Genomic DNA, 20,168 nt, shown 5'->3' with positions numbered 1-20,168 from the left:
TAGATGAAATATATTATTGCTGTCGGCCATCAGCGCTCGGCTTTCGGCTTTTTTGGGAATTGCAGGTGAAATTAAACAAGGTAACTTATTGCTATCGGCCATCAGCGATCAGCTTTCGGCTTTTATGATTTTCAGTAAATTAGAATTAAAAGCAAAACCCAGCTGACGGCCGATAGCCCAAAGCCCTTACAGACTTCCCAGCAAATCGTCCAGGTATTCCCTGTTGTTGCTCAGCCTCGGCACTTTATTTTGCCCGCCGAGCTTATGTAGTTTACCCATCCAGGCGTAGAAAGTGCCTGCAGGAACGAAATGGATCAGCGGAGCCAGAAGAGCCATATCTTTATAACGTTTGGCATCATAGTCAGAGTTTACCTCCCGCAGGGCTTCGTCCAGTGCGCGGGTAAAATCCTCCCGGTTCTCCGGCTCTTTTGTAAATTCAATGATCCATTCATGACGCCCCCGGGCGCCGTCGCCCATGTAAACAGGCCCGGCAGTATAATTTGCGACCAGTGAGTCTGTTTTCTGTGCGGCGACTTTAATTGCATGATCGGCATTTTCTACAATCACCTCTTCACCGAAAGCATTGATAAAATGCTTGGTACGCCCGCTTACTTTGACCCGGAAAGGATATTTTGAAGTGAATTTCACAGTATCACCAATCAGGTACCGCCACAAACCGGCATTGGTAGATATCACCAGCGCGTAGTTCTTTCCAACCTCTACTTCGTCGAGCAGAAGCGCTTTCGGATGTTTTTTTCCTACTTCCTCAACCGGGACGAATTCATAAAAAATACCGTAGTCCAGCATCAGCAACATTTCTCCAACTCTGTTGACATCGTCCTGAATAGCAAAAAACCCTTCTGACGCACTGTAAGTTTCCAGATAAAGAACCTGGTCAGACGGGAAATATTTGGTCATAAAAAGATCCCTGTAAGGCTCAAAAGAAACGGCACCGTGGACAAAAACTTCAAAATCCGGCCATACTTCGAGCATATTCTTTTTACCCGTCAGTTCCAGGATCTGATCCAGCAGCACGATGGTCCAGGTGGGTACACCCAATATGCTGGTTACATTTTCCTGTGAACAGATCGAAGCCATTTTTTCCAGTTTGCTCTCCCAGTGGTCCATCAAGGCAACCTCCAGCGGAGGTGTGCGCATGAATTCGGCCCAAGACGGCAGATTTTGCATGATCACGGCCGACACGTCGCCGATCTGGGTATAATCGTCGAAAGGATTGGCATGTAAGGTCCCGCCTATGGACAACCCCTTCCCATCAAAAACACGTGTATCGGGGCGGTTATTAATGAGCAGGGTCATCATATCCTTGCCCCCCTCATAGTGGCATTCTTCAAGGGCCTCCGGCGACACTGGCAAAAATTTGCTGCGGGCGTTCGTAGTTCCCGAAGATTTGGAAAACCACTCGATTTGGGACGGCCACATCACATTGGGCTCGCCTTTGAGCACCCGCTCTATATATGGATATAATTCTTCGTAAGTTGAAACAGGAACCTGCTCCTGATATTCCTTTATCGACCTGATCTGCCCGTAGTTATAGGTACTTCCCCACTCGGTATAGCGGGCTGTTTCCAGAAGCTCGGAAAATATACGTTGCTGGGTCTCAATCGGGTATTTCATAAACTGTTCGATCCTTTCAAAGCGACGCTTCAAAAACCAGACAGTCATATCATTCACCAGCTTCATGTGTTGTCAATTAGTTAGAATTACTCATTTGCAATTTTGTAAAAATAGCAATAAAAAATGGTGAGAGAACAGTTTTGACTTGTTTCCCTCACCATCTCCCAAACAGAATGTTTTTACGTCCTGCTGCTAAACTTTCTATATATGAAAAGGAGTAAAATAGCGCCCAAAATAGCTATTACAAGACTTCCCAGATCGAATCCATCAACGGTTCCATAGCCAAGCAACGACGATATCCAGCCTCCTATTACCGCACCTGCAATACCAATCAGAATTGTTACTATAAAACCGCCCGGATCCTTGCCAGGATGTATTGCTTTTGCGATCGCTCCTGCCACGAGGCCAACGATGATCCATGTTAAAATACCCATATTGTTTAGTTTAGATTAAAACAGAAATATTACTGTTACGACTAAACTGGTATAAAAACCATGCCGAATGCAGGTCGGTCTATTTATCAAAAAACATATTGCTTCCTCCGGCCTTGGCTTCAATGGTCGACATGATCTCCTGGCTTTCGGCTTCTGCGGCCACCCTTGCATTAGATGCTTCACGGGCTACGCGGGTACCAACTATTTTGAAAAGTGCCTCACCCAGTAGCGGATCCGCCGGGCTGCCATATTTGTAAAGGACATTGCCCTCGTAACTCTCCACGTCCGGGATAAAGCCGGTCGAGTAATCGGATTTGTGGTCTTTATTAAGCGATTTGGAAACAATAGGCTGCAATCCCCATTTGATCCCGCCCTCGGTATTGCTTAACGTGATGGAGCCTACATTTTTACCAACCGTTTTTCCACCGACCAGCGTCACATCCATATATGGTTTTAACCCGTTGATCAGCAGTTCGCTGGCTGAGGCAGACCGTGAAGAAACCAGCAGCACCAGATTTTTTAGATTAGGCCCGATATTCTGGCTTTTTGTAACGAATTTGTCGTAAAAGAATGATTCACCATATTTCTTTTTACTTGCTTCGGTAACTCCCGGATTGTATTCTTTATAATAAAAAATATCATTCGCCGACCCTTTTACAATAAGGCTGGCAAGGTTCGTCGCAGAGCTCACATATCCCCCCGGATTATACCGAAGGTCAACAATGAGAGAAGTTACATTGCTGGTTTTGAAAGAGGCAAAAATATTATCGAGCTTCTGATCATAAAGTTTATTGTTCGGTCCGCTGTTGGGACCCGGAATAAACTGATGATAAACCACATATCCGATTTTGTTGGCACCATAAGTGTAAACGGTATCAAAGAAAACAGGATCCGCCTGGAACACAACCGGCGCCACACTTCTTTTGACGTCACTTTCTTCCAGCACGCCGTCTTTGATCTTCGCGAGGCCGAAAGTCAAAGTCCCTTCGGGTTTCAGGAGGGCGCTGTAATTGGATGAAGTCAGTTGCTGGTCATTGACTTTGTTAAAGATATCGCCTCTCACAAACCCTGCTTTTGCAGCCGGAGAATCCGGATTGGCATATAAAACTACACCTATTATATTTTTGCTGCCCGCTGGAAAATAGGTCAGCTTGTATTCCATTCCGGTTGTCTTGGTTTCACCGCTCAGAGACGCCTGCAAATTCTCGGCGCTTTCGTCGATCCACGAGAATCTATCGCCGTCGGGACGGAGCGTTGCGTCGTATTTATAAAGGAGCGATTCGAACAGGTCTTTGGGATCCTTGGACAAATCGGGAGAAGTGGTAATGTGGTCGTTCCAATAGTACCAATACTTCATTTGTTCATAAATCCACTTGTTAGTCTCCGTTTGTGACGCAGGATCAACGTTTTTGTCGCGACAAGCCGATAGCAATCCGGCGAGAACGATAAAATAAATCAATAGTTTTGCTCTCATAGCTTTCCATTCATTTCCAGAAATACTTCGCTGATAATATCACAGGCCAGGTTCATTTGTTGCTCATTAATAACCAAAGGCGGTGCAAAACGTATTTTGTTACCATGGGTGGGTTTGCAGAGCAAGCCCTTCTCCATCATCCGGTAACAAAGGTTCATCGCCGTTTCACTCTCCTCAGTATCATTAATAACGATTGCGTTCAAAAGTCCTTTCCCTCTAACGATTTCAATGAGAGAACATTGTTGTTGCAAATCGATCATTCTGCTCCGGAAAAGCCTCCCCATTACTTCGGCATTTTCACTCAGATTTTCATCGTCAACAACCCGTAAAGCAGCAATGGTAACTGCACAAGCCAGCGGGTTGCCTCCGTATGTCGATCCATGTTCGCCCGGCGCTATGGTAAGCATAATCCCGTCATCGGCAAATGCAGCAGAAACGGGCATGGTACCGCCAGAAAGTGCTTTGCCCAAAACCAGGATATCCGGCTTCACTCCCTCCCAGTCGCAGGCCAGTCGTTTGCCTGTACGCCCGATCCCCGTCTGCACTTCATCAGCTATAAAAAGTACGTTGTACCGACTGCATAATTCACGCACACCTTTCAGATACCCTTCTTTGGGTACCACCACACCAGCTTCACCCTGGATCGGCTCCACCATAAAACCGGCGATATCGGGATCGCTTTTCAGGATATTCTCCAGTGCGTCGAGATCGTCATAGGGAATGATTTCGCAGCCCGGCAAAAACGGCCCATAATCATCTGTACTTGAAGGGTCCGTCGAAGCGGAAATCGCGGCCAGCGTGCGTCCCCAGAAATTGCCGGAAGCATATACAGTTTTGGCCTTATTGGGTGCAATCCCTTTGACTTTATAAGCCCATTTCCGGGTCAGTTTAAGGGCTGTTTCGCCTCCCTCTACGCCGGAATTCATCATCAATACCTTATCATATCCGAAATATTCGCACAGGAATTTTTCACATTCGCCCAGGCGGTCGTTGTAAAATGCGCGGGAAGTGAGCGTAAGTTTTTGAGCCTGCTCTATCATCGCACCTACAATAGCCGGATGACAATGGCCCTGGCTGACAGCACTGTATGCAGACAGAAAATCGAGATACTGTTTCCCGTCCACATCCCATACATGCACGCCCGATCCTTTTTCCAGCACTACAGGCATTGGTTTGTAATTGTGCGCGCCGTATTTGTATTCCAATTCCATCGCCCGCCGGGAAGCGCTCATTGCGATTGTGTCTGTATAGCTGGTCATTTTAGTAGATAAATTGAGCAAAGTATTAGGTTTCAGTCTTGTAAAAATAGCGAAAAGGTTACTATTCTAAACCTGATGGGCATTTCAAATACTGAGTTAAAAATTCGTTATATTTGTAAATAGCAGTTCAAGCGAAAACCACACAATCATGAAACTAGAATATATTTCCGACAGCCAGGGTATCACAACGGGCGTTTATATCCCTATATCAGAATGGAATGACCTGAAAAGCAAATACCAGGAAATTGAACTGGAAGAAGCATATCAAATTCCAAAAGCGCACAAAGATCTCGTTGTAGAGAGGCTGGAAAACTACAAAAACGACCCGGGACAAGCTCTCGATTTCAATAGCGCGCTCGACGATATTGACAATGATCTTTGATGTACAGAGCCGTAATTCTTAAGCCGGCTAAGAAAGATATTCTTAACGCTGCTATCTGGTACAACGAAAAACAACCTGGACAAGGAAAACGTTTTACCCAATTCATAAGGCAAAAAGTTCGTAGAATTTGCCTTAACCCACATCATTACGTCGTCAGGTATTCGACAGTCCGCACAGCAGTTGTCGATATATTTCCTTTCCTCATTCATTTTGTGGTTAATGAAAATGACCGGTCAGTCATTGTTACGGCAGTTCTGCATACCAGCCAGAATCCTGACATCTGGACTGAGCGGCAACAATAATTCCCTTTTATATTGAATCATCCGCAATTGTGCGCTAGCTTTGTAGCATAATCTCAAAGGGGTGCCCTACCGAACGGGCTGAGATCATACCCATAAAACCTGATCCGGGTAATGCCGGCGTAGGGAGAGAACGAGCACAGTTTTACAGCTGTCCCGAATCAATTTTTTATTTATACCAAAAGGATAGGTGGCCCCTTGCCTGTTCGTAACAACCAGTTATCGCAATGCGAAAAGTTACGACCTGTCTGACACTGTTGTTCAGCATTTTATTTATCTCATCTGTTTTTGCCCAAAAAACCATTACCGGATATGTGACCGATAGCGAGGATGGCAAACCGCTGCCCGGCGCTTCCGTCAAAGCGGGGGAGATTCGTGGTGCCGTTACTGATAAAAACGGAAGTTTTACTTTAAAAAACCTTTCAGAGAATATTACTGCCCTGGACGTATCCTATGTTGGTTACCAATCAGCCAGCATTAAAGTTTCCGGAAATGATGAACTGGAAATCAAATTAAGCAAAAGTACTTTTCAGGCTGATGAAGTAATTATCAATGCAACCCGCGTCAACGATAAAACGGGTATGGCCTATACCAATGTCAGCGCGGAGGCCATTAATAAACAAAATCTCGGTCAGGACCTGCCGGTATTGCTCAACTTTACTCCATCCCTCGTCAGTACCAGTGATGCCGGCGGCGGCGTGGGTTACACCGGCATCCGTATCCGCGGCTCCGATGCAACGCGTATCAATGTGACTGTCAACGGAATTCCCTATAACGATGCCGAAAGCCAGGGTGTTTTTTGGGTCAACATGCCTGATTTTGCCTCTTCTGTCAGCAGTATCCAGATCCAGCGGGGCGTTGGAACTTCCACTAACGGAGCAGGATCTTTCGGTGCAACGGTTAACATCAATACCAATGCTTTTCGCCAGGAACCTTATGCGGAACTGAACAATTCTTACGGTTCTTTCAACACATTCAAAAATACGATCAAACTGGGTTCCGGACTGGTTAAGGATAAATTCACTTTCGATGCAAGATTATCGAGAGTTTCATCGGATGGTTTTGTGGACAGGGCGTCTTCTGAGCTGCATTCTTATTATTTGTCGGGTGGTTATTTTGGCAAGAAAAGTTTTGTAAGGGTGAATGTTTTTTCAGGAAGAGAAAGAACCTACCAGTCGTGGAACGGTGTGCCGGAAGCCAAGCTGCGGGGGGACCGGGAAGGGATTCTGGCTTACATTGACCGCAACGGCATTGGCGAAAAAGATGCCCAAAACCTGCTCAATTCCGACGACCGTACCTATAATTCCTACACTTATAAAAACGAAGTCGATAACTACCGGCAGGACCATTATCAGATCGTTTCCTCACATAACTTAGGCGATAAATGGATTTTTAATCTCAACGCATTTCTGGTCCGCGGCCTCGGATATTATGAACAATACCGCACGCAGGACGATTACAGCAGCTATAATCTGCCTAATATCGTGGTCGGCAGCGATACCCTCACTTCAACCGACCTCATCCGCCGCAGGTGGCTTGACAATTACTTTTACGGGAGCACCTTTTCTCTGGATTACAACAGCTTTAAAAAGCTCACTGCCAGCATTGGCGGCGGCTGGAACCAGTATGATGGCGATCACTACGGACAGATTATCTGGGCGCGTAATGCCGGAAACATTGAAAACGAGCACCGGTACTATTACAGCGACGGTACCAAAAAGGATTTCAATGTGTATGGAAAGTTGTATTACCAGTTTACGGATAAACTCAATGCATTCGCAGATATCCAGTTCAGGCAGGTGAGCCATAGAATTTCAGGTACCGATAACGATCTGACTCAGCTCGCTTTTGACGAATCATATTCATTTGTAAATCCGAAGGCGGGGCTGACCTACCGTCTGGCTGAACAAAGCTCGGTTTATGCGTCATACAGTGTAGGAAACCGGGAACCCAACCGGGACGATTTCACATCCTCAACTGCCGGATTATTCCCTAAAAATGAGTCTCTGCAAAACCTGGAAGCAGGCTTCCGCACTCAAAAAGGCATCTGGGCTTTCGCGGCAAATTATTATCTGATGAAGTACAAAAACCAGCTCGTACTGACCGGACAGATCAACGATGTCGGCAATTCGATCAGGGTTAATGTTCCGAAAAGCTACCGTACCGGTGTCGAGCTGGAAGGGGCGGTTGCTTTCAGCAAATTTTTGAAATGGAATGCCAATGCCACATTCAGCCAGAACAAGATCAATAATTTCACTGAATATATTGTCGATTACGACAACGGAGGCTACCAGACCGTCGATCACGGAAAATCAGACATTTCATTTTCCCCGAATGTGATCGTGGGAAGCCAGCTTACATACAGCCCGAAAACGAATCTTGAACTGGCGCTTTTGACCAAGTATGTCGGCAAACAATACCTCGATAATACTTCCAGCGAAACCCGGAAACTTGACGCCTATTTCACCAACGACGTCCGCCTCACCTGGACTATCAAACCCGCCTGGACAAGAGAAATATCCTTTAACCTACTGGTAAACAATGTACTGAGCGAGCAGTATGAATCCAATGGTTATACCTACGGCTACCTCGCGGGCGGCGCTCTGACCCAGGAAAACTTCTACTTCCCGCAAGCGGGGAGAAACTTTCTGGTTGGGGTTAGTTTTAAGTTTTGAGGGGAGAATTTGCGAAAGTTCTGATAGATACACATTGGGTTAGTCATTTGTATATTTGGCCAACACTTATATACATCTATAAAATCTAACCCAACGAAATGAGGTGTATAGAACAAGGTTGTGGATATAGTTTTTTTCACAACACCCTCCTTAACCACTTTCTCCATACCTTTGCCGGATGAAATTGAAAAATGATCTTTTGCTTCGGGCGGCGCGTGGTGAGAAAGTGGAACGCACGCCTGTTTGGATGATGCGTCAGGCAGGGCGGATTTTGGCTGAATACAGGGCCGTCCGTGAAAAAGCCGGAAGTTTTATAAAACTGGCTACCACGCCGGAAATGGCTGCGGAAGTGACTTTGCAGCCGGTGGATTTACTCGGAGTAGATGCCGCAATCATATTTTCCGACATCCTTGTCATTCCCGAAGCCATGGGGCTGCCCTATGAAATGATCGAGCAGCGGGGACCTTTTTTCCCCTCGACAGTTCATACGGTAGACGATCTTCAGAAACTACACATTGCGGAGCCGGAAACAGATCTGAAATACGTTCTGGATGCAATAAAATTGACAAAGCAGGGGCTGGAAAACCGCATTCCGCTGATCGGTTTTGCGGGTGCACCTTTCACGATTTTCTGTTACATGACGGAAGGAAAAGGCTCCAAGACTTTTTCAGTTGCCAAGAAGCACTTGTATGCCGATCCTGAATTTTCACATTTGCTGCTGCAAAAAATCACCGACAGCACGATCGCATACCTCAAAGCTCAAATAGCCGCAGGTGCCGATCTGGTGCAGGTTTTTGATTCCTGGGCAGGCATTCTTTCACCCGAGCAGTACAGGGCGTTTTCTTTGCCATATATCAAACAGATCTGTGACGCAATTACCGAAGTACCGGTAACTGTTTTCGCAAAGGGCGCTTTTTTTGCAAGAAAAGAAATCAGCTTATTGAACTGCTCAGTAGTAGGCCTCGACTGGAATATGGACATTGCTGAATCAAGGGAATTAATCCCCAATAAAACATTGCAGGGTAATCTTGACCCTTGTGTGCTGTACTCTTCTTTTGACCAGATCAGATCTGAGGTAAAGAAAATGCTGGACCAGTTCGGCACGCAGCGTTACATTGCCAATCTCGGTCACGGTGTATATCCTGATACCAACCCTGATAAAGTGCGTTGTTTTATCGAGTCTGTAAAAGAGTTTTCGACAGGATATTGATTTCCTGACAATTACAGTTTATTTTTTATTCAAAATTCATTCCCTTGTCCAAAAGAAAATGTGTTTTCCTCGACCGCGACGGCGTGTTGAACGAAGACAGAAGTGACTACCTATACCGGCTTGAAGATCTTGTCATCCCTGATGGAGTAACAGAAGCTCTGCAACTTTTAAAAAATGCAGGTTACCTCCTGATTGTCATCACCAACCAGGCAGGAATCGCAAAAGGTTTATACGACCCCGAGGCAGTTTATGCTATTCATCAAAAAATGCAGGAAGCTTCTGGTAACGCGCTGGACGATATTTATTTTTCCCCTTATCATCCCCAATATTCAGGAAACTCGCTTTCAAGAAAACCGGGTTCATTACTGCTGGAAAAAGCAATTGCCAAATATAAAATTGACCCGGATCAATCGTGGATGATCGGTGACAGGGACAGGGATATGGAAGCAGGACAAAAAGTAGGATTGAAAACCATTCATATCATCCCGAAAACAGAAATTTCTGCGGGAGATTTCGCTGCCATCAACTTATTGGCCGCGGCTTGGATTATATTGGAGAATCAGAATTAAACGCGTTCGGCAGCTGGCTGAACTGTTTTTTGTGTGGATCCGTAAGCAGGGCAGGCATGTTTGGTACATGAAGAAACTGCCAGGGTTCCGCAAATCGCAAGAAGAATTATTAGCTTTTTCATTTGTCTTGTCGTGTATAATTTCAATGTCATCGCAAAAATATAAAAATAAATTCTTTGAATGAGTGTTTCAGACTGACTAATAACGAACTCATCCAAAGAACTTTATATCAAACTCAGATTTTTGTTTCGACCAATTCCTCCTCTTCCTCGATCGGCCGCATTTCTGTACCTACATTCTTTTCGGGAACAGTAAACGATTCGTCTTTAAAGCCCAGAATTTTAAGCATCGAATCACTGTTCTGTTCTTCGGCAAAAACACGCGTTACGATCTTCCCGTCTTCATCTTTATCCACCAAAACATGCTTCGGCGCCGGAATAAGGCAATGCTGAATCCCGCCATAACCGCCCAGAGATTCCTGGTAAGCACCCGTATGGAAGAATCCGATGTACTGTTTTTCCGAATCTTCTTCAAAAATCGGCATATACAAATCGGCGCTGTGCATTTCGCTGTTATAAAAATCCTGCGAATCGCACGTCAGGCCGCCGAGGTTCACTTTTTGATAAGGACTATCCCAGTTGTTGATCGGCAGCATGATGTATTTCTGGTTCATGCCCCAGGAGTCGGGAAGCTGGGTGATAAACGATCCATTGATCATATACCAGAGTTCTTTGTCATTCTGGAGTTTTTTATCAATGATCTCATAAATGACCGCGCCACTCTCCCCTACCGTATAACTTCCGAATTCTGTAAAGATATGTGGCACGGGAACGTTGTTCTTGTTACAGATCCACTGGATGTTTTCGATGATCTCATCGATCATCTGCTGGTAATCGTACCCAGCCTGCAGTGACGTCTGGATCGGAAGACCGCCGCCGATATCGATAGAATCCAGTTCGGGACAGATCTTCTGCATCTCGCAGTACTTGAACATAAACCGGGTCAATTCACTCCAGTAATACGCACTGTCCTTGATGCCGGTATTGATAAAGAAATGCAGCATTTTCAGCTTGAACCTCGGATTCGGCTCAATTTTCTCTTTATAAAGCTGCTGTACATCGTTGTACCTGATACCAAGCCTGGATGTATAAAATGCAAAATTCGGCTCTTCGTCGGTTGCGATGCGCATCCCAAAATTGACCGTATCGGCTGTTACCTGCTGTTCGTAAGATTCAATTTCTTTCAGGTTATCCAGAATGGGGATCACATTGAAGCCCTCGTTGATCAGCTCGCTCAGATATTGGGTATAGCGCGGAAGCTTGTAACCGTTTGCCAGGATGAAAGTGGATTTGTTCACCTTTCCCCGGCGGTACAATTCCCTTATAATGGGTATATCAAAAGACGAAGAAGTTTCAAGATGGATATTATGCTTCAAAGCCTCTTCCAGCACAAAACTGAAATGGGAGGACTTGGTACAGTAACAATAGGTGTAACTTCCTTTGTAATTGTGCCTTTTGAAAGCATTCCGGAAAAACATATTCGCGTTTTCGATATGCTCACCGATCTTGGGCAGATAATTGATCTTTAACGGCGTACCATGTTCTTTGATGATATCCATCAGTGGTACATTGTTGAACAGCAACTCATTATTATCAACGTTAAACTCCATAGTCGGGAACTCGAACGTTTGCTGAATCAGGTCAATGTAGCTTTTCATTGATTTGTTTGTAGCGATGGCAATTAGTGAATTGTGAGTTAATAATAATTGAAAACTGATCTTAACAGGTCACAAAAAGACTCGAAAATTCATCAGAATATGTGTCAATTCCAAACATTAAATACTTCTAAATCATTCCCGTCCCAAACTAATTTATCTCGTTTTTTCGTGGGTTCATACTGCTATTATTCCCTTTAATCCTTTTTAGTTATCGTGTTTTGTGCCCGCTGCCTAGATCTAGGCGTCTTTGTCAATGCTGTAACCGGTTTACGACGAAGCATTGAGCCATGTTCGGGCTCTTTCGCGAGTAAATAATTTCTTGATATATTACAATTGACAGAAATACCAACATTCGTAATATTAACAAAAACTTAATCTGCCAACTGAAATTATATTATCATTTGGAGAAACTTCATCAACATAACTAATTATGAAACAGATTGTTAAAAAACAGCATATATTAGAACATCAGAAAAAGTCTCACGGTATACGTTCAGCACCAGAAAACTTTTGAAATCCTTAGAGTTTTCTTAGTTTTTATCATTAGAAAATTTCAAATTTGTTTTGTGAAAGAACGAATTATAAATCAGCACTACATCTTTTCTGGCGCTATGGGATCAAAAGCGTTACGATGGATGATATTGCCAAAGATCTGGGAATTTCTAAGCGGACCATTTACCAGCATTATGCAGACAAGGAGGCGATCCTTGCCATCGTAATCAAAGAAGAGATTGAAACACAGAAATGTGTGATGAAAAAGCTGGATGAGAATGCATCCAACCCGATTGATCAGGTAATTTCCGCCACAGGCCAGCTTCGGGAGACACTTAACAACATCAACCCGACATTCTTGTATGATCTGAAAAAATACTACCCCGGCGCCTGGGAACTGTTCCAAACCTACAAGCATGAGTATATCATCAAAAGCATGCACGACAACCTCAATCAGGGTATCGAGCTGGGACTATACCGCAGGGACATTGACGTGGAGATACTTTCATTGCTCCGTATGGAACAGATCGTAATGGCGTTTGATCCTACCATTTTCCCGCCTAACAAATTCAATATGCTGGACACACAAATGCAGTTTCTGCATCATTTCTTAAGAGGGATCCTTTCAGAAAAAGGATTTGAGTACTATAACACTATAAACCAAAAATCAGAAATCGAATTCAACACCCATGAAAAATGATCAATTAATACGCGGAAGCATGGCCTTGCTCGCTATTCTGCTCAGTTTTGTCCATTCCCGCGCTCAGGAATCTTATTCCCTTGCAGAGGCGGTCGACTATGCCATCAAACACAACCTGAATATCAAAAATACACAGCTGGACGCTGTTTCAGCAGAAGCACGTATTGGCGAGATCAGGGCAGCGGGGTTACCACAGGTCAGTGCCAATTTCAACCTGACGGACAACCTTATCATTCAGAGGGTATTCCTGCCTGCCAACGCTTTTGGGGACCCTACCGTACCAACGGACGAGCCGCCGATCGCAATCCCTTTCGGCATTAAATACGCCGGAAGTGTTTCCAGTACACTCAACCAGCTTATTTTCAGCGGTTCGTATTTCATAGGACTGAAAGCGGCAGCCACCTACCGTGAACTGGCCCAGAAAAATACGGTTCAGTCGAAAGTAACGGTAGCAGAAGCAGTGACAAAAGCCTACTACTCTGCACAGGTTGCGGAAGAACGGGCCAAATTGCTCGACCTGAATATCGGCAGGGTCGACTCGCTCATGATCGAAACCAAAGCCATGAATGCGAGCGGGTTTGTGGAGCTTCTGGATGTAAACCGGATCGAAGTACAGATCAATAACCTCAGAACGGAACGACAGAAAGTACAGAACCTGATCGAGCTGAGTTATGCGCTGCTGAGATACCAGATGGGAATGCCTCCTCAGGAATCCCTGAAACTAAGCGACAACATCAACAATGTGAATCTCGACTCTCTCAATACCAGCATACAACAATCGGGCATTAGCTACGAAAACCGGATCGAGTATTCTTTGTTAAACACGCAGGAAAAACTGGCCGGGCTTGATCTGCGGAACATCAGAGCTGGTTATCTGCCAACTGTTTCGGCATCGCTGGGCTACGGTCATAACAACGGACGCGACAAATTCGGTGACCTTTTCAGTTCGAGATGGTTCAACAGCTCGGTACTTTCCCTGAACGTCAACATCCCTATTTTTGATGGTTTTACAAAACGTTACCAGATCGACCAGAAGAAGATTGCGCTGGATAAAGTTAAAAACAGCCAGCTGCTGCTGAAACAGTCTATTGATCTCGAAACGAACCAGGCTAATATCAATATCAAAAATGCTTTTGCTACACTGGAAACGCAAAAACGCAACCTGGACCTGGCAGAAGAAATCGTGCGTGTTTCGAAAATCAAATACAAAGAAGGCGTAGGCTCTAACATTGAGGTAATCAATGCTGAATCATCATTCAAAGAAGCTCAGACAAACTACTTCACTGCGCTTTATGATCTGATGATCGCCAAAGTGGACCTTAGTAAAGCCAGAGGAGAACTTTACTCCGAAAACTGAGAAATGACAAACACATTAATACCAAAACAAAATTTGAAACAGCTACTTACCTATATCATGAAAAGACATATTTTATTCATTGCAACCGTAGCCACCTTGCTCGCATCCTGCTCAGGAGAGAAAAAAGAAGGTCTGGCAGGCAAAAAAGAGGAATTAGCCAAACTGAAAACCGAACAAGCAGCCACAGCCGATAAAATCAAAGCACTGGAAATAGAAATCGCCAAGCTCGATCCTAAAAAGGCAGCCGAAGCGAAGGTTAAGCCAGTTACAGTCGCCACGCTAAACGCTGAAACGTTCAAACGTTATGTAGAACTTCAGGGTACTGTTGATGCTAAAAACAATGTACTGATCACACCGAAATCAGGTGGTGCAGTTACTGCTATGTATGTGAGAGAAGGCGATTATGTAAACTCCGGCACAGTGATCGGAAAAATCGACGACAGCATCCTGACTGAATCGATAGAGGAAGTGAAGACCCAGCTCAGCCTGATCAATACGCTTTATGAAAAACAAAAAAACCTTTGGGACCAGAAAATCGGGACCGAGCTGCAATACCTTCAGGCGAAAAATAATAAGGAATCTATCGAAAGAAAGCTTGTCACACTCAATACCCAGCTTTCCCAGACTAAGATCATTTCGCCGATGTCGGGTGTAGTGGATCAGGTAAATGTGAAAGTGGGCGAAATGGCTTCTCCGGGAGTTGGCGTGGTCCGCGTGGTCAATCTCAGCAATCTGAAGGTTACTGCGAAAGTTTCGGATACTTATGCTGCAAGCGTGAAAAAAGGAGACGAAGTGATCGTGAAATTTCCGGACCTGAAAAGGGAATACAAAGTGCGCATTTCATTCGTGAGCACCACAGTGGACCCGCTGTCACGGACATTTACGATTGAGGCGAACCTTCCATCGGCAAAAGATATCAAGCCCAATATGATGGCGCAGATCGAGATCAATGATGCTACCAGCAAAAATGCATTAGTAATCGATCAGAACTTTGTTCAAAGTACGGAAACCGGCAATGTAGTTTATGTAGCTGAGGCGGAAGGAAATAAAAAAGTGGCAAAAGCAAAGACTGTTAAAACAGGTTTGAGCTACAACGGGAAAATAGAAATACTGGAAGGCCTTAAAGCCGGCGATCAGCTCATCACACTGGGCTACCAGGAAGTATCCGACGGCCAGCCGATCAGCTACTAGCCAAACGATTGGGTGATGATCAGTCGGTTAGGTCATTTATGGTCGTGAATTGTATGCATTTTTTTATTCAGTCATTCAATCATTCGGTCATTCACTCATTCATCGCAGCGGCGACCGCTCATTCAGTCATTCACTCATTCAACATTAGTTTCGTATGAAATTTGAAGAATATAAAACCCTTGGCTTCACCAACTGGTGTGTTGAAAACCGTACGACGATCTACATCTTCACGTTTATCATCACACTGGCAGGGTTTATGGTTTACAATAACCTGCCCAAGGAACAGTTCCCGGACATCAAAATTCCGCAGATCTATATCAATACCGTTTACTTCGGTACGGCACCCGCCGATATTGAGAACACCATCAACAAGCCTATCGAAAAGCAGCTTAAGTCGCTGAATGGTGTAAAAAAGATCAAATCGAATGCTTTGCAGGACGTATCAGTAATCCTGGTTGAGTTTACGCCGAATGTCCAGGTCGAAGATGCATTGCAGCGGGTCCGTGACGCGATCGACAAGGCGAAAACTGATCTACCCCAAAAACTGGACACAGGCCCCACGGCCCAGGACGTAAACTTTTCGGAATTCCCGATCATGAACGTCAACATTGCGGGCAACTATTCATTAAAACAACTGAAAGAGTATGCGGAAGATTTGCAGGACGGAATTGAAGCGCTTCCCGAAATTACGCGGGTAGACATTCTGGGAGCACTGAACCGGGAAATCCAGATCAACGTGGACCTACCAAGAATGCAGTCGACCGGCTTGTCTTTCTTTGACATCCAGTCAGCTCTGCAGGGAGAAAACATCAATATTTCGGGTGGTGAATTAAATGTGGAAGGGGTACGCAGGACACTGCGTGTAAAAGGCGAATATACTGATGTAGCAGACATGGCGAACATCCGGATTCGCACAAGCACCGGGGCGGTCATCCGTCTGGGAGATGTTGCTGAGGTAACAGACAATTTTGAAGAACAACAGGATTTTGCGAGGCTCGCCAACAAATCGGTAATCACGCTGAACGTAATCAAACGTTCAGGCGAAAACCTTGTGGATGCTTCCGATAAAATTGAAGAAGTGCTCGCTGAATACCGGGCCAACCGTTTCCCGCAGGGCCTTGATATTACGATCACGGCAGATCAGTCGGTACAGACAAGGGCTGACCTACATGATCTGATCAATACTGTTGTGCTAGGCTTTATCTTCGTAGTAATGGTTCTGATGTTCTTTATGGGTGTCAGGGATGCCATATTTGTAGGGTTATCCGTTCCGCTTTCTGCCCTGGTGGCATTTGTGATGATGCCGATTATCGGGCCGATGGTAGGTACCGAATTCACATTGAACACGATTGTGTTGTTTGCATTCCTCCTAGGCATCGGGCTTGTTGTAGATGATGCGATCGTGGTAATTGAAAACACGCACAGGCTTTTCAACAACCATAAGGACTGGACAATACAGCAAGCGGTAAAGGCCGCTGCCGGTGAGGTATTTATTCCAGTACTTTCTGGAACGCTAACGACCATCGCGCCATTTTTCCCGCTCCTTTTCTGGACAGGTATTGTCGGGGAATTCATGAAATTCATGCCGCTGACCCTGATTATTACGCTTGGCGCGTCCCTCTTTGTGGCCTATGTAATGAACCCGGTTTTTGCGGTCTCATTTATGGGAAGGCATGAAGATGAAAAAGAGGCCCATGACACGAGTTTCAAAGGTATCCGCAGGCCACTTATCATTCTTGGAGTTGCTGCTTTGATCGGGTATCTTATTGATCGCGGAATCGGGAATTTCTTTATCCTTATCCTGATCCTGTACATTTTTAATCATTATATACTCACGCCTCATATTCTGGTGCCTTTCCAGGACCGCTTGTTACCTGCGTTAAAAAACAATTACCGCAAGCTTATCGACTGGATTTTGCGTGGATGGAGACCGGTCATCGCGATCGTGTCCATGGTCGTACTGTTGTTCTTCACATTTTTCCTGACAGGTGTCGTACAGCCCAAAGTCTTGTTTTTCCCAAGCGGTGACCCGGATTATGTATATGTGTACAACAAACTTCCGATCGGTACCGACGCCCGGGTAACGGATTCGGTAACCAAGGTGATTGAGAAAAAGGTATTTGAGGTCCTCGAAAAAGAAAAGGCGATGGACATGGTCAATTCGGTGATCGCCAACGTCGGTAAAAATGCCGGTGACCCTTACAATCCTGACCGCTCGGCAACTCCGCATAAGTCAAAAGTGACCGTAGCTTTTGTTTACGGTACCGAAAGGGGCGGGCGTTCCACGCAGGTAATTTTGGGTAAGATCCGTGATGCCGTTTCCGGTATTCCAGGCGCCGAAATCTCGGTAGAACGTGAAGCGGTCGGCCCGCCTACCGGAAAGCCGATCTCTATAGAAATCTCCGGCGATGACTTTGCTGTGTTACAAAAACTGGAAAAGGACGTACTAAAACGTGTTCAGGAATCGGGAATCGAAGGAATTGACCAGCTCCGCTCGGATCTTGTAACCAACAAGCCAGAGATCGTGATCGATATTGACCGGGAAAAAGCGCAACGCGAAGGTATCAGCTCCCAGCAGGTAGCGCTGGCTGTACGTACTGCATTGTTTGGGCTGGAAGTTTCCAAATTCAGGGACGATAAAGATGAGTATCCGATTATGGTCCGTCTCAAAAAAGATGACCGCGAACAGATCGAAAAACTGCTGAGCCTGAATGTAGTATACCGGGATATGGTAATGGGAGGGGCATTACGTCAGGTTCCGATTACCTCCGTAGCCAATATTCATTATTCCACAACATTCAGCCAGATCAACCGCCAGGATCAACGTCGGATCGTGACCCTTGGCTCGGATGTGATGCCCGGCTACAACGCCAACGAGATTGTGGCACAAATTGAAGGCCTTGTGAAAGAAATGGAAGTTCCCAACGGCTATACCATCAAAATGGGCGGTGAGCAGGAAGAACAAAACGAATCTATGGCGTTTTTAGGAACCGCTTTCGGCGCCGCGATACTCCTGATCTACCTGATCCTGGCAACGCAATTCAACTCGGTGGTGAAACCTTTCATTATCTTCTTTACCATTGTTCTGTCGCTGATCGGGGTATTGTTAGGGTTTATCATTTTCAATAAAGATTTCTCCATTATCATGTCCGGTGTCGGTATCATCGCCCTGGCAGGTATTGTTGTGAAAAACGGGATTCTGCTCATTGAATTCATCGAAGAACTCCGGGGACGCGGGTATCCGATGCGGGAAGCGATCATTGAAGGTGGTGCAATTCGTCTGACACCAGTACTCCTCACAGCTTCTGCCGCGGTATTGGGGCTTGTCCCGCTGGCCCTCGGTATCACCGTTGACTTTGTTGGGCTATTCCGTGACCTGGCACCTCATCTGATTATAGGAGGTCCCAGTGCGGTGTTCTGGAATATTCTGGCATGGACTATCATTTACGGGCTTACATTCTCCACTATTCTTACGCTGGTAATAGTACCTTGTATGTATTATGTAAATGAGCGGGTTAGGGAAAAATGGTTCAGAAAAGGTAAGCAGGAAGTTGTGAATCCTAATTGGCAGAATGAAACAATCTAATTGAATCTGATAATTATTGTCTGTTTTTGACTGAAATTTTCCCGTCAGAAATAGACAATAATCTAAAAATTCCTAGATTTGCAACCCCAAAGAGTTCGGGATGTAGCGCAGCCCGGTAGCGCACTAGCATGGGGTGCTAGGGGTCGCAAGTTCGAATCTTGTCATCCCGACATTGATTATCAGGCTTTTAAGTGTAACAACTTGAAAGCCTGTTTTTGTTGAACATTTTCTGCTTGTAGATCTCCTCTCAAAGCGTACCGGCAGATTGAAAATATAGTAAACAGCAGATTACTTTTCGTCCTATCCACTCCCGCACTTGTGGCAAAGAATCTCTCATCGGCTCAGCACCTAATGCAAACGCTATCGCCCAACGTCGATAAATCATCCGGCAGTTGATACCCGGGTCGTTTTCATTTCAGCCACGTTTTTCAACATCATTTTGCACATCCCTCAATTGGATCAACACTCAGACTTACTGCGAGACGTAATGTTTTGACTTTTTCAAGGTTTTTTGTTTTTATTTGCGGAAAAACAAATCCTTGAAACAAAGCGATGAACATATCGACGATCAGGAACTCTGGGCAGCGATGCGAGCAGGTGACGAGTCTGCGTTCGAGTCTTTGTACAATCAGTATTTCCAGGTACTTTTCAGTTATGGGAAGCGATTAGCCGCGGATGAAATCGTCTGCGACGCCATTCAGGACCTTTTTATCAATATCTGGCGCAACCGTCACACACTCAGCCAGGCCGAATCGGTAAGATTTTACTTGTTCAGATCTGTAAGGAGGGAAATTGTAAAAAACCTGAAAAATGAGCCACACCGTCAGGACTGGGAAGAGCTTGATGAAAACCTGCTTCCTGTAGACCTGTCACCAGAGTCCGTCTATGCGGGCCACGAAGAAACTTTTGAACAATCCGAGCAAATCCGCCGCTGGCTCGACCAGCTGCCTCCCCGCCAAAACGAAGCACTTTTGCTCCGATACTACCACAATCTCGAATACGCCCAGGTGGCTGCAATGCTTAACATTAAGGAGCAAACTGCCCGAAATCTTGTACAAAAAGCACTGACTATTTTAAAAAGAGTAGCTATTATCCTGATTTTAAGCTTTTTGATTATTTATTAATTTTTTCCTTAAAAATATTGCTTTTGCAAGGTTAAAATCATCCTGACCACGCTCTGTATCTAAA

16 protein-coding genes, 1 tRNA gene and 1 riboswitch are annotated in these 20,168 nt (G+C 45.2%); of the genes, 11 read left to right on the top strand and 6 right to left on the bottom strand.

Going from position 1 to position 20,168, the window contains the following annotated elements:
• Positions 1-186 precede the first annotated feature (186 nt).
• From FBF61_RS19135 to rocD, 4 genes are all read right to left on the bottom strand, one after another.
• Positions 187-1,701 (bottom strand): GH3 auxin-responsive promoter family protein, encoded by a 1,515-nt coding sequence (locus FBF61_RS19135; protein ID WP_138480208.1) that lies wholly within the window; start codon positions 1,699-1,701, stop codon positions 187-189.
• A gap of 113 nt (positions 1,702-1,814) precedes the next feature.
• Positions 1,815-2,069, bottom strand: a complete 255-nt coding sequence (locus FBF61_RS19130) for a GlsB/YeaQ/YmgE family stress response membrane protein (protein WP_138480206.1) — start codon at positions 2,067-2,069, stop codon at positions 1,815-1,817.
• Positions 2,070-2,148: 79 nt separating this feature from the next.
• Entirely contained in the window at positions 2,149-3,543 is a 1,395-nt protein-coding gene (locus tag FBF61_RS19125; RefSeq protein ID WP_138480204.1) for a S41 family peptidase, read from the bottom strand.
• Complete coding sequence (gene rocD, locus FBF61_RS19120; protein WP_138480202.1) at positions 3,540-4,802, bottom strand: ornithine--oxo-acid transaminase; 1,263 nt, start codon at positions 4,800-4,802, stop codon at positions 3,540-3,542. Before rocD ends, FBF61_RS19125 begins: the two co-directional genes overlap by 4 nt.
• A gap of 148 nt (positions 4,803-4,950) precedes the next feature.
• Here rocD and FBF61_RS19115 point away from each other — a divergent pair, with 148 nt between their 5' ends.
• From FBF61_RS19115 to FBF61_RS19095, 5 genes are all read left to right on the top strand, one after another.
• Positions 4,951-5,184, top strand: coding sequence for an addiction module component CHP02574 family protein (locus FBF61_RS19115; protein ID WP_138480200.1), 234 nt, complete (start codon positions 4,951-4,953; stop codon positions 5,182-5,184).
• Positions 5,184-5,486 carry a type II toxin-antitoxin system RelE/ParE family toxin gene (locus tag FBF61_RS35610; RefSeq protein ID WP_138480198.1) on the top strand — a complete coding sequence of 101 codons (303 nt, stop codon included), beginning with the start codon at positions 5,184-5,186 and terminating at the stop codon, positions 5,484-5,486. Before FBF61_RS19115 ends, FBF61_RS35610 begins: the two co-directional genes overlap by 1 nt.
• 47 nt (positions 5,487-5,533) lie before the next feature.
• Positions 5,534-5,629, top strand: a riboswitch (TPP riboswitch).
• A gap of 81 nt (positions 5,630-5,710) precedes the next feature.
• Entirely contained in the window at positions 5,711-8,158 is a 2,448-nt protein-coding gene (locus tag FBF61_RS19105) for a TonB-dependent receptor (protein WP_138480196.1), read from the top strand.
• Positions 8,159-8,336: 178 nt separating this feature from the next.
• Positions 8,337-9,368, top strand: a complete 1,032-nt coding sequence (hemE, locus tag FBF61_RS19100) for a uroporphyrinogen decarboxylase (protein ID WP_138480194.1) — start codon at positions 8,337-8,339, stop codon at positions 9,366-9,368.
• A 44-nt stretch (positions 9,369-9,412) separates the two neighbouring features.
• Positions 9,413-9,937 carry a D-glycero-alpha-D-manno-heptose-1,7-bisphosphate 7-phosphatase gene (locus FBF61_RS19095; RefSeq protein ID WP_374756623.1) on the top strand — a complete coding sequence of 175 codons (525 nt, stop codon included), beginning with the start codon at positions 9,413-9,415 and terminating at the stop codon, positions 9,935-9,937.
• On the opposite strand, the gene FBF61_RS35285 is transcribed toward FBF61_RS19095, so the two are convergent.
• Positions 9,934-10,059, bottom strand: a complete 126-nt coding sequence (locus FBF61_RS35285; RefSeq protein WP_262712821.1) for a hypothetical protein — start codon at positions 10,057-10,059, stop codon at positions 9,934-9,936. The genes FBF61_RS19095 and FBF61_RS35285 overlap by 4 nt on opposite strands.
• Positions 10,060-10,172: 113 nt before the next feature.
• Positions 10,173-11,654 (bottom strand): type III PLP-dependent enzyme domain-containing protein, encoded by a 1,482-nt coding sequence (locus FBF61_RS19090; RefSeq protein ID WP_138480190.1) that lies wholly within the window; start codon positions 11,652-11,654, stop codon positions 10,173-10,175.
• Positions 11,655-12,285: 631 nt separating this feature from the next.
• Here FBF61_RS19090 and FBF61_RS19085 point away from each other — a divergent pair.
• The 6 genes from FBF61_RS19085 to FBF61_RS19060 all read left to right on the top strand — a co-directional run bounded on the left by FBF61_RS19085 (position 12,286) and on the right by FBF61_RS19060 (position 20,104).
• Complete coding sequence (locus FBF61_RS19085) at positions 12,286-12,846, top strand: TetR/AcrR family transcriptional regulator (protein WP_229215126.1); 561 nt, start codon at positions 12,286-12,288, stop codon at positions 12,844-12,846.
• Entirely contained in the window at positions 12,836-14,203 is a 1,368-nt protein-coding gene (locus FBF61_RS19080) for a TolC family protein (protein WP_229215125.1), read from the top strand. Before FBF61_RS19085 ends, FBF61_RS19080 begins: the two co-directional genes overlap by 11 nt.
• A 57-nt stretch (positions 14,204-14,260) precedes the next feature.
• Positions 14,261-15,394: an efflux RND transporter periplasmic adaptor subunit gene (locus FBF61_RS19075; RefSeq protein ID WP_138480188.1), complete on the top strand. Its 1,134-nt coding sequence runs from the start codon at positions 14,261-14,263 to the stop codon at positions 15,392-15,394.
• A gap of 154 nt (positions 15,395-15,548) precedes the next feature.
• Positions 15,549-18,980 (top strand): efflux RND transporter permease subunit, encoded by a 3,432-nt coding sequence (locus FBF61_RS19070; RefSeq protein ID WP_138480186.1) that lies wholly within the window; start codon positions 15,549-15,551, stop codon positions 18,978-18,980.
• Positions 18,981-19,076: 96 nt separating this feature from the next.
• Positions 19,077-19,150: transfer RNA gene (locus tag FBF61_RS19065), tRNA-Pro, on the top strand.
• A gap of 369 nt (positions 19,151-19,519) precedes the next feature.
• On the top strand, positions 19,520-20,104 hold the full coding sequence (locus tag FBF61_RS19060) for an RNA polymerase sigma factor (protein ID WP_138480183.1): 585 nt from the start codon (positions 19,520-19,522) through the stop codon (positions 20,102-20,104).
• Positions 20,105-20,168 lie beyond the last annotated feature (64 nt).

This window comes from Dyadobacter bucti, from assembly GCF_005869225.1.
In the GTDB taxonomy this organism is placed as follows: Bacteria; Bacteroidota; Bacteroidia; order Cytophagales; family Spirosomataceae; genus Dyadobacter; species Dyadobacter bucti.
This window is presented reverse-complemented; position numbering and strand designations above follow the sequence as displayed.